The sequence below is a fragment of the Tissierella pigra genome (assembly GCF_018917845.1).
GTDB lineage: Bacteria > Bacillota > Clostridia > Tissierellales > Tissierellaceae > Tissierella > Tissierella pigra.
Genome location: NZ_JAHLPJ010000001.1, coordinates 1349434 through 1364096, shown reverse-complemented (window position 1 = coordinate 1364096; position 14663 = coordinate 1349434). Strand labels below are relative to the sequence as shown.

Genomic DNA, 14663 nt, shown 5'->3' with positions numbered 1-14663 from the left:
CCATATATAGATTGGGAAGCGAGACATAAGTCCCGCTTCCCAATATCCAACTAACAATATTATTGTTCTATAGTTACATTGTATAGTGAGTGATGTCCAGCAGGATGTAATTGGAAGCCTTTTATAGCTTTGTTTTCACCAACATTTTGAGTTGAGAAATATAGGAATAATTGTGGAGCATCAGCTACTATTATTTCCTGTGCTTCCTTATAAGCAGCTAATCTCTTATCTGTGTCTACCTCAGTTTTACCAATGTCTAATAATTTATCTACTTCTGGATTTGTATAGAAGAATCTGTTACCAGCATCTCCATGTTGTGAACTGTGATATAGAGCATAAAGACCATAGTCTGCGTCTCCAGTTACTGTAGTCCAACCAAGGATAAACATATCATGTTCTCCTGCTGATGTTCTATCTAGGAAAGCACCCCATTCAACAACTTCTATACTAGCATCAATACCTATTTCTTTAAGTTGAGCTTGAACGATTTCTGCTATTCTAACTCTTACTGGGCTGTCATTTGTCCAAATGGAAGTCTTGAATCCATTTTCAAATCCAGCTTCTTTCATTAATTCTTTAGCTTTTTCAACATCATAAGAATAACCTTGGATTTCTTCATTAGAACCAAATATTAATTCCATTAAAGGTGATTTAGCAACTTCTCCTGCACCTTCTAAAACTACGTCTATGATTTCTTCTACTTTAACAGCATAGTTAATAGCTTGTCTAACTTTTACGTTATCAAATGGAGCTTTTTGAGTATTGAATCCTAAATATTGACTTGATAATGACGGTCCTTCTATTAACTCTAGTCCTGCATTATCAGCAACTAGGTTTTTATCAATAGGCTCAACATCATAAGCTATATCAATTTCTCCAGTTTCAAGTCCTACAGTTCTATTACTTCCTTCTGGAACATTTCTAAATATAACTGTTTTTACAGCTGCTGCACCTTGGAAATAATCTTCAGATGCCTTAAGAGTTATTCTGTCTCCTGATTGCCAAGTATCAAATGCAAATGGACCTGTTCCTACTGGTTGTTGTCCATAATCTTCGCCTGAATCTGTAACTGCTTTCTCATTTAATATTGAGGAAGCTGTATGAGTAAGGTGTGATAATAACGGAGCAAATGGCTCAGAAGTTATTATTTGTACTGTATAATCATCTACAACTTTAATTTCCGTAACCGGTCCAAGAATGTGTGATACAGATGGTGAAGCTAACATTCTATCATAAGTAAACTTAACATCTGATGCTTTAAATTCTTCACCATTATGGAATTTAACACCTGAAGCAAGTTTAAATTCCCATGTTAATTCATCAATACTTTCCCAACTTTCAGCTAAAGCTGGAACTATTTCCATGTCTACAGTTGAAGCTACTAAAGTGTTATAAATTTGCTTCATAACTCTTGATGATGGTTGGTCGTTAGTAGCATGAGGGTCTAATGACTTAGCATCTGCACCTTGTGCAACAACTAAAGTATCAGCCGGGTTCTTTCTAGTAATTCCTTTACTTCCACCACATGCAGATAAAACAAGTGATAAAGTTAGGATAGTAATTACTAGTGATAGAATTTTTTTGTTCTTAAACATTGAATCACTCCTTTTGATTTTTCTCCTAGATTAGTAGCATTATAACATTAAGGAACATATACTCATTATAATCTTCCAATAATTTCATATATGTTCCTCAATAATACTTTAATCCAGACTAATTGATTTTATTCTATATTTTCCAACATAATAAATTATACTATATTCTTATAGTTTTGACAACTGAAAAAATTATTATATGAAATATTAATCTATAATAATATCTGAACTATAGATATTTTCTATCTATTATATATTTCTAAGTTTTCTTAACATGATTTTTGTTTTACTGAAACCAATAATCTCCTTGTATATCCCACTGTATCTAGATTAACACTTATACTGTCAATTCCTTCTTCCACAAAAATGCTGGATATTGACTAGGCCCTTGACTACAAATCGAAATAGTTTTTCCATATTTATGTACAGTTTTTATAAAAATCAAAATAGCACTTTTACAGCTTAATTTCTTTCGTCAAAATATTCCATGTTATTGAGTATTCCTGAATCTCTATCTGCTCACATTACAAGTTGAGTGGGTCATTACTTCCTATACTAGACCCATCTATCATTTGAATTCCTTCTGCCTAAAGGTAATTTTGGGTATCTTCCTATATTAAATTCAAATAATTATATCATATAATTATTTGAATTTAATATTATCCAATAAAAAAAATCCCGTTTTACGGGATTTTTCATTTAGGTATTAATTAGAAGCAAAAACCTTCTCCACAGAATAATACAACTAATAACAAGAAGAAGAATAGTAACGAATCATCTGTTCTATCATTCCAACATCCTGAGTTTGTAAATAATACAACTAGTAATAGGAAGAAGAATAACAATGAACTATCAATATCATCACAACCTCCAAATATACCTCTGTTTTCTCTTCTTACTCCTAAATCTTCAGTCATTATAATAACCTCCTTATATTTATTCCTCACTTTATATTATGAAATTGATATATAAGTGGTTACTATAATTTAAAAACTTTACTCTCCTGAAATAGATATGCTATTTATTTTTATAGAAGGTGAACCAAAATAGCCTAAAGATGGAAGGCCAAATTCTAAGTCATCTCCTATGGCATCAATATCGTTTAATACTTCGAAAAAATTTCCTGCTATTGTTATTTGATTAATTGGTCTTTGGATTTTACCATCTACTATTTCATATCCACTTGCTGATAAAGAAAAGTCTCCTGATATTGGATTCAATCCTGAATGTAATCCAGCTACATCTGTTATATATACTCCATTGTCTATACTACCAATTAATTCTTCAAATGTATTATTTCCTTTTTCTATATAGAAGTTTGTGGGTGATATGGATAAGGATGATTTATATGAACCTCTAGTCCCATTACTAGTGGAACTCACATTATCTTTCTTAGCAGTTTTCCAATTATACAAATAAGTAGTTAAAACTCCCTTATCTACAATCTTCTTATAAGTAGTTTTTGTTCCTTCGTCATCAAAGCAACGGGACATAAAGCCATCTTTTAAATAAGGATCATCTACTATGGTCAATAAAGGAGATGCAATTTTAGTTTCCACTTTATCCTTTAATAAAGACATTCCTTTCTGTACATGATCGCTTGAAAAAATAGAAGCAAATGAAGATAATAAATCTGCAAATATTGTATTTTTTATTACTAATGGATAATTATTTGATTTAATAGGCTTTGCACCTAAACTAGAAATCGCCTCATGGACAGCTTCCTTGGCAATAGTTTTATAATCTACTTGGCTTATATCCTTAATCAATCTAAATCCCATACCTGTCTTAATATCTTCTCCATCCTTTGCTATTACTGCAACATAAATTGCTGCACCATTTAGTGTGTCTGATAAATCAATACCCTTTGTATTTACAATATATCTAGATTTATCAAACTCCTTATATACACATTCTTGAATTGAAGTAACTCTTTTATCAAGAGACAAAGCCTCTATTTCCAATTTTTTTACTAAATCTATTTTCTCTTCTATGGAAGCAGTAGATAGTCCTTCACTATGAAATTTAATCTCTTTATAGTCATCTGAACCTACAAATATTTTTTCTTCGTCTTCACTATCGATGTATTTAGCATTTTCACAAGCTTCATTAATAAGCATATCAATGGAGGACTCATCTATCTTTTCCGTATATGAATATCCCATTTTTCCATTATTCGTTCCCCTTAGAGATAATCCTCCAGATTCGGATATACTATATTTATCTATTTCACCATTAAATACTTTAATTTCAATTTCTTTGGAGTTTTCTATATATACCTCTAAATCTTCCATTTTTTCTTTTCCCTTATGAAATATCTTATTAATTAGTTCTCTATAAGCCATATTATTCATCCCCCTTTCTTCCACCAACTGTTAGAGATTTTACCCTAAGAGGAGGCTGCCCTAGTCCTGCAGGTACCGTTCCACTATCTGCACCGCACATTCCCTGACCTAAAGATAAGTCATTTCCTACCATATCAATCAGCTCTAAGACTTTAAGCCCATTACCTATTAGTGTAGCACCTCTTACAGGTTTTAATATCTTTCCGTTTTTAATTAAGTATCCTTCCATAACTGCAAAGTTAAAGTCACCAGTAGCAGGATTTACAGAGCCACCACCTAATTTTTTAGCATATAATCCATTTTCCGTACTGGATATTATTTCATCAAAATTAGATTCACCATTGGCTATATAGGTATTATTCATTCTAGATGTAGGAGCAAATTTATAGGATTGTCTTCTGCCTGAACCAGTAGATTCCATATTCATTCTTCTCCCATTTAATTTATCAATTAAATATGATTTTAAGACACCATTTTCTATAAGTAGATTTCTTTTCGTAGGAGTCCCCTCATCGTCTATATTTGTAGTTCCCCACTCATTAGGTATTGTTCCGTCATCTATGGCAGTTAGTAAAGGCGAAGCTACTAATTCTCCTAATTTATCTGTAAATACTGACGTACCTTTTGATATAAAAGCCGCTTCTAAAGAGTGTCCACAAGCTTCATGGAATAATACTCCACCAAATTCATTATCCATAATTACAGGCATAACTCCTGATGGACAATGCTCTGCATACGCCATGGTTTTAGCAATTCTTGAGGCTTCTTTTCCTACTTCTTCTACATTAATCTTATTAAATAATTCAAAACCCATAGATGCACCTGGTCCATAAAATCCTTGTTGCATCTCTCCATCTTTAGATGCTACTGATCCAACTGTAAATCTTGTCCTAACTCTTTTATCTTCACCCATTAATCCTTCTGTATTAGCTATAAGTACGTTTTGTTCCTCATCAAGATAGTTTACTGCAACTTGTGATATAACTGAATCATAGTTTTTAGCAGCCTCATAACCTTTTTTCATTAAATCTACTTTTTCCTTTTTCTCAATAGATGATGGCATTATTTTTATTGGATTATAATTAGTTACATTTGATTTCATAAAATTTAGCTTTAAATCAATAGATGCTCCTTGTAATGCTGATGCCGCTTCTTTTGCAACTTTTATTAAATTTTCCTCTGTTGAATCATTTGTAAAAGCATAGATACAGTTTAATTTATCAATAATTCTAATGCCTACTCCATAGTCTCTACCTGAAATATTATTTTCAATAAGTCCACCAACTAATTTGATACTAGAGCTATATTTATCTTCAACAAATATTTCCGCAAAATCTCCACCTTTACCTAAAGCTGCACAAAGTACATTTTCTATAATTTTTTTATCTAGCAAAGAAACTCCCCCTTTTTTTGAATATTTAATTAACATTATATAATATTAATTGTATATTTGGAATATTATTCTAATTAAAATAAAAAAACAGCAGATAATCTGCTGTTTTTTAGAAAAAGTCACCTAAGAAAAGTAATAATATAAGTATCCATATTATGTTATCTCCCCCAAAGAGACCTCCGAAACCACCACATTGATTGTGATCATGACCACATTCACAATCATCATTGCCTAGTAATAGAAATATTAAGATAATAATTAATAACATATTATTATTATCGCCACCAAACAGATTATTTAACATATGAAAACCTCCCTATTTTAGATTAATATATATTATTCTTATAGGTGGGTTTTGGTTACATTTGTTATACTAACCCTTTTTCTCTTCTAAGTTCAGCAATGGATTTGGTAGATATGTTTTCTTTCGGAATTTTTAATACATCTATCATAGTTTGAAGTTCATCTTCATCATTAACTTCAATTTCCATATAGGGTTCAGGATAAGTTAAATCATCCCATTTATCCAAATCAAATCTTACATTATTTAAGGAATATGAAGTTCTTTCTTTAAATCCTTCTTGATAAACATAGTATCCTAAAGACTTAAATATTTCTAAAAGAGCTTTTTTGTCGGTTATATCTGTATTGATTTCAATACTTTCTCTAATACCTTCCCTATTAATGTTTTTCTTCATAGTTAATGTTAACTTAATGTTATTAGTTAATAAAGATTTAGTCTCTCTTATTCTCAAGTAGCTGTCTAGACTATTTTGAATAAAATCTTCCTTAGAATCAATTAATGTATTTACTTGAACCTCTTTATCTATTAATGTAGCACCTAATGCCTTTAACTTTGTTTCCATCTCATTTATATCTATATTTAATATTTTTACTTCAAGTTCTTTCATATTAACCCTTTCCATTAACCTTTATATGCTTTTTCATCTACTATAATAGTTACATCAGGGTGAAGTAATAGAAATGATGCTGGTAATTTAGTAGTTACTCTATTGCTGTTTAGCAATTCTTTTATAATAGGGGCTTTCTTTTCTCCACTGGCTAAAAGCACTATCTTCTTTGCTTTTAATATAGTTCCAATTCCCATGGTTATTGCTGTCTTAGGTACTTCTTCCATTGAATCAAAAAATCTAGAATTAACTTCAATAGTGCTTTCAGTTAATTTAACAATATTTGTTCCTACAGATAAAGCTTCTTCTGGTTCATTAAAGGCTATATGTCCATTTTCTCCTATTCCTAATACCTGAATATCTACTCCACCTGCTTCAGCTATGAATTCATCATACTTCTTACAATATTCCTCTATATTTTCTGCCTTTCCATTGGGTACATGAGTGTTTTTCTTGTCTATATTAATATGATTAAAAAGCTCAGTATCCATAAAATAGCCATAACTATTTGGATTATCTTTAGATAAACCTATATATTCATCTAAGTTGAAAGTTTTAACCTTTGAAAAGTCTAGTCCTTCTTCTTTGTGAGCCTTTATTAATTCTTTATACATTCCAATAGGCGTACTTCCAGTAGCCAAACCTAAAACTATATCTGGTTTTTTTGATATTTCTTCTTTAAATATTTCACCAGCTTTCTTGCTCACAGCTTCATAATCTTTTTCTACTAATATTTTCATCTTTTTCACTCCTCTAATATTTTTTTTGGCATGAAATCAATATAATCACATGATACACAGTGAAATTGAATTTCATCTATATTACCCTCAACAACATATTTATGTCCTTCAGAATGCAAGTGTCCATATATACATATATCCACATCATAGTCTCTCATAATATTTACAAATTCATTTGTACTAAGATTTGGATTAAAGGGCGGATAATGAAGTACAACTATGATCTTTTCCATCTTATTTTGTAATGAATCCAATGATAATTTCAATCTATTTAGTTCTCTATTAAAGATTCGTTGATTTTTTTCATCAGACTCATTTGTGTCTATTGAAGACCAACCTCTAGTTCCTACTATTCCTACACTCCCATGTATAAAACTATTATTTTGAATAAATTCAATAGTTTTAAATTGAAAATCATTAAGTTTTTTCAAACTACTCCACCAATAGTCATGATTTCCTTTTATGATTATTTTTCTTCCAGGAAGACTTTCTATTTTCATTAAATCCTCATAGGCTTCTTCCAGTTTTAATGCCCACGATATATCTCCTGCCAGCAGAACCAAATCATTTTCTCCTACAACCTTTTTCCAATTGTTTATAATTTCTTCTTCATGGTTTAACCAATTATCTCCAAATATATCCATGGGTTTTTTACCAGTATTATCAAAATGTAAATCTCCAATAGCAAATATCAAAATACCACCTCTTAATGTTGTTGATGAACATAAGCTAGACCTTAGTGTTTTCAATATCCTTTAAGTTAAAGTATTACTTTAACTTAAATTAATTAAGTTAAAATCTACTCCTACTTCATCTAATATTATATTCTCACGATTCTGACATGTAAATAAAATTATTTGTCTTTCATGGCTGATTTCATATAAAAACTTCATAATATTTTTTAATCTTTTATTATCATATTGAACAAAACAATCATCTAAAATCAAAGGATAATTGTCACCAATCATAGAATTAACTATACCAAATCTAAGGGAAAAATATAATTGATCTATTGTACCACCGCTTAAACTATCTATTCCTATTATTTCCCTGGTAATAGGGTTTTCAATGCTAATATTTAGATCTTCACTTACTTTGACCTTATTATATTTTCCGCCTGTAATCCTTTCAACAATTGTACTAATTCCTTTATTTATACTAGGTGCAAATTCATAATGAATATTTGTTGATAATTCTTCTATAGTGTTAATTGCCAATTCTAAGGATTTAATTTTAAATTCCATTTTGTCCTTATATTTTTCTCTTTTTTCTAATTCTTCTTCAATTTCAACAAGCTTATCCATATTTTTTCCAAGTATTTTTAAATTCTCTTCTATTCCTTTTAGAGCTATTTTAAAATCTGAAATACTTTCGCCAGTTCTTTCAATTTCATATCTTAATTGATTTTTATCTACTTTTAATAGCTCCCTATCTAATGCTAAAGTGATTCCTTTAAGTTGACTTTTGAAATCTTCTATGGAATTTTCCCCCATTAGCTTAAATAAAAGCTCTTTTTTAGTTTCTAATTCATTTATATATTTTTCATATAAAGCCTTTTTGTCTAATCCTTCTCTGAACGCTTCTACATTATCAACATTATTTTTATATAAAATTTCCTTAAGTTTATTGGTATCATTCTCTTTCTTAAGTTTTTCTCCGTTGATCTTTTTCATCAAGAAATCCTTTTTATTATTAAGTTCTTTATATAATTCTGCTATTTCCTTATTTCTATAACTTTCCATTTGAATTTCTTGAAGTAATTTTTTAAACTCCATTTTATTTTCAATTTTATATTTTTCTAGTAATTTTCTTTGTAGAATTTTTATTTCTTCTATTCTATTTTGTTTTTCTTTTTCTCTTATATAATATTTATCTATCTGAGATTTTAATATTTCCATGGCTGATGTTATTTTTTTAGATTTATTAGATAGATATACAAATAAAATAATTAAAGGAATATCAATGATACAAAGAAAATATTGCTTAAACATAATTCCGACAAATAGAAAAACCAATAAAAGTACACCTATGCCAATTTTATTCAATTTATTCTTATATAATTTATCTTTATAATCAATATAATCTCTTTTTAAAAATTCAATTTGATTGTTCTCTTGATTATATAGAATCTTATTCTTTTCTTCTTCTATTTCTTCAAAGACATTATAATCATTATTCATTTCAATTATTTCATTATCATTATTTTCATTCTTTTCTCTATGATTATCTTTTATTTTCTTTTCTATTTCATCTATTTCTTCTCTATTATCAAAGATATTACTCTCTAAAAATTCGATAGAATTATTTAAGTTGATGATTTCATTATATTCATCTATAGAAAAGTTTACATAAGTTTTTAAAGTCTCTATTTTCTTTTCTATATTTTTTATTTCGTCTGATAATATTTCTACTTCTTCAACTATTTTTGCCTTTTCTAATACTTCTATCTTATTTAGTTTTTCCTTTAAGCTTGAAAGTTTTTCCATATCCATACCAAGCATATTTTTTACTCTAGTCTCTTCTTCTATGTAGGATTCATAGTTATCTTTCTCTAGTATTATATCTTTTCTTCTTTTCTGAAGTTCTTCTATATGTTTAAGATTTAAAGCATAGGGTTTAGTATAAGCTTTATCAGTACCAATTTCTGCAATTTGTTCCTTTAATTCGTCTATTACCTTATCTACATATATATTATCATCTAAAGCTGTAGTAATATTTATCAATTTCTCTGTAACTTCTTTAGCAAGTTTTTCATCTGTTTTAACGCCTAATTGTTTAATAAATATGGTGTTAGAGAAAACTCTAGTATTAAATCCAAAAAAATGAATTCCCGGTTGTAAAACTCTGCCTTTTCCTACATCAATATTCTTTGTAATATCTTTACCAGTGACCTCATCTATAACTTTAGTTTTTTCTTGTCCTTTAGTAAAATTCCTCTCTATTCTATAGGATTTTCCATTATGTTCAAACCTTATGATTCCTGCATATTTATTACCATTCCAAGGATTATATTTCTCATGTTCTTCTAAATACAATGTGGATTTAACATTAGGTCTTAGAAATCCATAGAACATCCCATCAATAAAACTATGTAAAGTTGATTTTCCAACTTCATTTTCTCCATATATAATATTTATACCTTTATTAAAAGTAAAGCTTTCATTTTGAAATTTCCCAAATCCTAGTAAATTCAGTTCTTTAAGAAGCATTTTATCACCTCCCCTTTAAAAGCACCTCTAGTCCAGTGTATAATGCGTCTTTTACTACTGGATCATCTAAACCTTTATCTTTCATGGTGTTTATAAACTTCCCAATTATATTATATTTGTTTTCTTCTTCCAACTCATCTAAGTTATAATCCCATATAGTATTATCTATTATCTCTAAATGGTAAAAATCATTATATAAATCTTTTTCTAAGTTTTTAATCTCCAAATCTTTTCGTAAAAAACCAGAAAGATTGATTCTAAAAAAATCCATACTTTTATTACCTATATCTAAATTTCTTATACTTTCTAATATATCTATATACCCCATATCTTCATTTATTGTTATATTGGTTTCCATAAACTTTCGTTTGCTAAATGGTGTTAATTTAATTTTTGTCTCTTTATTCTCTATTACCCCTTCTATTATACCTCTCTCACCTATTTCTCCAAAGTCTAAGGGTTCAGGACACCCACTATATGCAATGTTCTTTGAAATAATCTGTGGTTTATGTATATGACCAAGTGCTATATAGTCCATATTTAATCGATTCAATTCCCCTATTTTTAATGGCAAGTATGTAGAACCATGTCCTAAATCTCCATGTAATACAAGGATATTATTTTTAGTAGTATCTACTGTTATTTCAGAAAACAAATTGTTCTCTTTTATTTCTACAGTATCCCAGCTATACCCATATATTACAGTATTCAAATCTTTAAATTCCTTATTTTGAATTTTACTCCCATTAAAGATAGTTACATTTTCTGTCCATTCTATTTTATCATACAATGATTTTCTTCCTCTATAATCATGATTTCCAGCAGATATAATTATATTGATATTTTCTGCATTTCTAAAGGTATCTCTTATTCTAGTAATATCACTTATGGTAAAATAAGCTTCTTCAAATAAATCTCCTGCAATTAACAAAAAATCTACCTTATTATCTTTCCCATATTGTACTATTCGTTCAAAGGTAGTCCATAGTTCTCTCCTTCTTTCTGCTGCCTTTTCCTTTTCAAAAGATACATTTCTAAATTTTAAACCAAGATGTAAATCTCCAGTATGAATAAATCTAACCATAAATTCACCTCCAAGCCTTAGTACTAAAATTATATCATAGTTGTCTAGCCTATTTCCAATAAAAAGAAAACTAGCTAATATTAAACTGATTTAAGCTAGTCTATGTTTTAAACAACTATTTTTATAAATTTAATATCCACTCTTCTATTTCCTTTGAAAATCCAGAATTAAGCCCTTCTTTTTCAGCCTTATGGATATATGACTCTATACATATATTATAGTCATATTTAAATATCCAAGGCTTCAGTATTTCTATACCATAATATCTATATAAGAAACTTACCATATAATATCCTATGGAATAAATATCTATTTCTCCAAGTTGCAAATAATCTATATTTCCACCTTTCAGTTTCAATAATACACTATTTAATACTTGAAATTTTTCTTCTATATTCTTTATTTTCTCCTTAGTGACAGTTCCTATAGGGTCATCTTTTTCTAAAGTTGTTCCATGTTGTATCAATGATGCAATTCCTTCTTCTAAAATCTTTCCTAAAATCTCATATATATATTTTTTAGTATCTAAAAATAGAAAAATTCTAAATTTATTTTTAAATGGTGTAATTCTGCAATGGAATAATTCATGACTTAAGATTTTAATCAGTTCATCTGTTTTATTAAAATATTTTATATAGTTAATAAATATATTCTTTCCATATATTGAAAATCCCCCATCTATTCCTCCTATGTAAAGATAAATATTAGAATTTGTTTTTATGTTTTCAGGCACTATATTCTTAATCCTGTCTAAAGCCTGTTTGATAATTAAATATTGGTGTGTTTCTATATAGTTTAAGCTGTCCCTTATTATATTTATATTGTTTTTTATTATATAAAAATCATATTTATCTTTATAATCAGTTCTAGTTTTTAGCTTTATTATTTCTTTAATTATAATGTCTTCGCTTATTTTTCTATTAAAAATTTTTTCATGTTGAATAAAGCCTTGGACTTCCTTAGTCTTAGTGAATTTAACTAGTTTTTGATAATCTGTTTTATTTTCCTCTAATATATCTAATAGTATTTTTATACTTTCCATATGAATTTTCACAAAAAAAATCCTTTCTTAAAGCATTATAATAAATATATATGGCTTTAAAAAAGGAGTATTCTATATAATTAATAATTAATTGAATATATGTCTATTTGTCCCATAATTCTTTTTATATCACTTATTTCAGTGGTTTCTAAATTGGAATCCATATTGGATACTATACTAAAGGATTGTCCCAATTTCATAGTCATATCTAAATCATAGTTTCTATTTATACCAAGGGCAAATCCAGCTATCATACCACTATGATCAGTTCCTAATTCACATTCATAATTAGGAATTTCAACTCTATAGCCTTTGTCCTGTCCTAAGACTATACTGCCTTTTTCTTGTAAATCAATGATTACAAAACCTACTCCCCTATCAAGGATATATTGCCCTGATTTAATAATTTGATTTTCAAAATCTAAGGTTACATTCATTAGACCTTCTAATTCCCTCTTATTTAGTACTACCATATAAGGAGAAGCATCTATTCCGTACCTTGTTTTATCCTCTGTTCCATCTAAAATGAACTTTTTTCTTTTCTTATTGGCTAAAGTTATTAAATCAAAGTAAATATCTTTTGGTACACTTGGATGAAATGTTGATCCTAATCCACATATAATATCCATATTTTCCAATAAGTCAGAAGATAAATTATAGAATTTAGTCAATTCTTCCCTAGTGATTCTAGGAGCTTCTTCCATTATATTAATATAATTTTCCGATATATCCTTTAGTTTAATAATAGTTCTGGTTTCTTCTTTAATACCAACAAACTCATGAGGTATTCCTGCATCTTTCAGTTTCATATGGAAGTATTCCCCATTTATACCTCCTAAAAATCCAGTAAGAAATGAGTTTTCATTGAAAATATTTAATAGTTTCTCCACTTTTATTCCTTTTCCAGATAGATTATAAGTAAAAGAACTAGCTTTTATATTATCTCCTATGGAAATATTATCTACAATATATCTTTTTTCTATGGCAGGATTTAAATCTATGGTTAAAATCACATTTATCACCCCCTAACCATCAACTATTTTTTTATAACGAATAGGAAAGTTCTACTTTTTTCCTTTTTAAAATCTTTGAACTTGTTATTACCTAAATAAGTTTCAACAAAAGCTACATTTAACTCTTCCATGAAAGCCTTTATTATAGTGATTTCTTATATATACTTAATACATCTTCATATGCTAAAGGTTTGAAATTACCTACAGACCCTTCTGCATACTCCATTAATGCCTTAGCCATTATTTCAAGTTTTTCTTCCCCGATTCCAACTTCTTTCAGAGTCATAGGTATACCTAGGGATTTGAAAAATTCACTGGTTTTTTCTATTGATTTCTTGGCTATTTCCATATCATCAAGATTTCTATCTATATCCCATACATTCACTCCATATTCCACAAACTTCCATAAATTATCTTGATCTAATACATGTTCCATCCAATGAGGTGTAAGTATGGCTAATCCTACTCCATGGGTAATATCATAATATGCAGATAATTCATGCTCCAATGGATGAACTGTCCAAGCTGAATCTTTTCCATATCCTATTAATCCATTAATGGCTAAAGAGGAAGCCCACATAAGGTTTGCTCTTGCCTCATAATTTGTTGGTTCATCTATGGCTATTCTACCATATTTTATACAAGTTTTTAATATTCCTTCTGCTAATCTATCTTGAAGATATGCACCTTTAACATTGCTAAAATATTCTTCAAGGGTATGACTTATAATATCAGCTACACCTGAAGCAGTTTGATATTTTGAAACTGTATAAGTGTAAGTAGGGTCTAAAATTGAAAACTTAGGAAACATACCGGAATGTCCTATACCATATTTTTGATTTGTTTCTAAATTTGTTATAACTGCACCTGCATCCATTTCTGAACCAGTGGCAGATAGTGTCAATATAGTGCCTATGGGTAGTACATTTTCAACTTTTGATTTACCTATAACTAAATCCCATGGATTTCCATCATAATAATATGCCGCTCCTATGACTTTAGAGCAATCTATGGTACTACCTCCACCTACTGCCAGTATAAAGTCAATATTATTTTCTCTACATATTTTCACACCTTCAATTACAGACTCAACCCTTGGATTTGGTTCTATACCTGATAATTCAAAGTACGGAATATTATTTTCTTTCAATATACTTATTACTTTATCATATAGTCCGATTTTTTTAATACTTCCACCACCATAAGTAAGAAGTACCCTAGAGCCATATTTCTTTATTTGTTTTCCTAAGACTTCTATTTTACCCTCTCCAAAGAAAACTCTAGTAGGTATATTATAATTAAAATTTAACATATATTCATCTCCTTTAATT

At 28.8% G+C, this 14663-nt stretch carries 13 protein-coding genes and 1 pseudogene; all 14 read right to left on the bottom strand.

The window, feature by feature from the left end; all coding sequences use genetic code 11:
• Positions 1–59: 59 nt before the first annotated feature.
• The 14 genes and pseudogenes from KQI41_RS06640 to KQI41_RS06580 all read right to left on the bottom strand — a co-directional run bounded on the left by KQI41_RS06640 (position 60) and on the right by KQI41_RS06580 (position 14644).
• Positions 60–1595: a glutathione ABC transporter substrate-binding protein gene (locus tag KQI41_RS06640; protein ID WP_216585057.1), complete on the bottom strand. Its 1536-nt coding sequence runs from the start codon at positions 1593–1595 to the stop codon at positions 60–62.
• A 249-nt stretch (positions 1596–1844) separates the two neighbouring features.
• Positions 1845–2179, bottom strand: a pseudogene (locus KQI41_RS19380) (putative PEP-binding protein); the annotation flags it as partial.
• Between the two features lie 126 nt (positions 2180–2305).
• Positions 2306–2512 (bottom strand): hypothetical protein, encoded by a 207-nt coding sequence (locus KQI41_RS06635; protein WP_154439209.1) that lies wholly within the window; start codon positions 2510–2512, stop codon positions 2306–2308.
• 78 nt (positions 2513–2590) lie between these two features.
• A complete protein-coding gene (locus KQI41_RS06630) occupies positions 2591–3940 on the bottom strand; it encodes a TldD/PmbA family protein (RefSeq protein ID WP_216585056.1) in 1350 nt (449 codons plus the stop codon).
• Between the two features lies 1 nt (position 3941).
• Entirely contained in the window at positions 3942–5333 is a 1392-nt protein-coding gene (locus KQI41_RS06625) for a TldD/PmbA family protein (protein WP_154439211.1), read from the bottom strand.
• A 109-nt stretch (positions 5334–5442) separates the two neighbouring features.
• Complete coding sequence (locus KQI41_RS06620; protein WP_154439212.1) at positions 5443–5637, bottom strand: hypothetical protein; 195 nt, start codon at positions 5635–5637, stop codon at positions 5443–5445.
• A gap of 64 nt (positions 5638–5701) precedes the next feature.
• Positions 5702–6244: a class IV adenylate cyclase gene (locus tag KQI41_RS06615; protein WP_244971091.1), complete on the bottom strand. Its 543-nt coding sequence runs from the start codon at positions 6242–6244 to the stop codon at positions 5702–5704.
• A 14-nt stretch (positions 6245–6258) separates the two neighbouring features.
• Positions 6259–6984: a glucosamine-6-phosphate deaminase gene (gene nagB, locus KQI41_RS06610; RefSeq protein WP_216585054.1), complete on the bottom strand. Its 726-nt coding sequence runs from the start codon at positions 6982–6984 to the stop codon at positions 6259–6261.
• Between the two features lie 5 nt (positions 6985–6989).
• Positions 6990–7679 carry a metallophosphoesterase gene (locus KQI41_RS06605; RefSeq protein ID WP_216585053.1) on the bottom strand — a complete coding sequence of 230 codons (690 nt, stop codon included), beginning with the start codon at positions 7677–7679 and terminating at the stop codon, positions 6990–6992.
• Between the two features lie 78 nt (positions 7680–7757).
• The gene (locus tag KQI41_RS06600; protein ID WP_216585052.1) at positions 7758–10193 is read right to left on the bottom strand and encodes an ATP-binding protein; all 2436 of its coding nucleotides are present in this window, start codon (positions 10191–10193) and stop codon (positions 7758–7760) included.
• A 4-nt stretch (positions 10194–10197) separates the two neighbouring features.
• Positions 10198–11277 (bottom strand): metallophosphoesterase family protein, encoded by a 1080-nt coding sequence (locus KQI41_RS06595; RefSeq protein WP_154439217.1) that lies wholly within the window; start codon positions 11275–11277, stop codon positions 10198–10200.
• Positions 11278–11398: 121 nt separating this feature from the next.
• Positions 11399–12331, bottom strand: a complete 933-nt coding sequence (locus KQI41_RS06590; protein WP_154439218.1) for a DUF5700 domain-containing putative Zn-dependent protease — start codon at positions 12329–12331, stop codon at positions 11399–11401.
• A 68-nt stretch (positions 12332–12399) separates the two neighbouring features.
• Complete coding sequence (locus KQI41_RS06585; protein ID WP_154439219.1) at positions 12400–13332, bottom strand: 1-phosphofructokinase family hexose kinase; 933 nt, start codon at positions 13330–13332, stop codon at positions 12400–12402.
• 142 nt (positions 13333–13474) lie between these two features.
• The gene (locus tag KQI41_RS06580; RefSeq protein WP_154439220.1) at positions 13475–14644 is read right to left on the bottom strand and encodes an iron-containing alcohol dehydrogenase; all 1170 of its coding nucleotides are present in this window, start codon (positions 14642–14644) and stop codon (positions 13475–13477) included.
• Positions 14645–14663: the final 19 nt, after the last annotated feature.

What these genes read in the sequence shown, in the direction of transcription:
- KQI41_RS06640 (WP_216585057.1), bottom strand. Translation starts at nt 1,595, where the DNA reads ATGTTTAAGAACAAAAAAATTCTATCACTAGTAATTACTATCCTAACT.
- KQI41_RS06635 (WP_154439209.1), bottom strand. Translation starts at nt 2,512, where the DNA reads ATGACTGAAGATTTAGGAGTAAGAAGAGAAAACAGAGGTATATTTGGA.
- KQI41_RS06630 (WP_216585056.1), bottom strand. Translation starts at nt 3,940, where the DNA reads ATGGCTTATAGAGAACTAATTAATAAGATATTTCATAAGGGAAAAGAA.
- KQI41_RS06620 (WP_154439212.1), bottom strand. Translation starts at nt 5,637, where the DNA reads ATGTTAAATAATCTGTTTGGTGGCGATAATAATAATATGTTATTAATT.
- KQI41_RS06615 (WP_244971091.1), bottom strand. Translation starts at nt 6,244, where the DNA reads ATGAAAGAACTTGAAGTAAAAATATTAAATATAGATATAAATGAGATG.
- nagB (WP_216585054.1), bottom strand. Translation starts at nt 6,984, where the DNA reads ATGAAAATATTAGTAGAAAAAGATTATGAAGCTGTGAGCAAGAAAGCT.
- KQI41_RS06600 (WP_216585052.1), bottom strand. Translation starts at nt 10,193, where the DNA reads ATGCTTCTTAAAGAACTGAATTTACTAGGATTTGGGAAATTTCAAAAT.
- KQI41_RS06595 (WP_154439217.1), bottom strand. Translation starts at nt 11,277, where the DNA reads ATGGTTAGATTTATTCATACTGGAGATTTACATCTTGGTTTAAAATTT.
- KQI41_RS06580 (WP_154439220.1), bottom strand. Translation starts at nt 14,644, where the DNA reads ATGTTAAATTTTAATTATAATATACCTACTAGAGTTTTCTTTGGAGAG.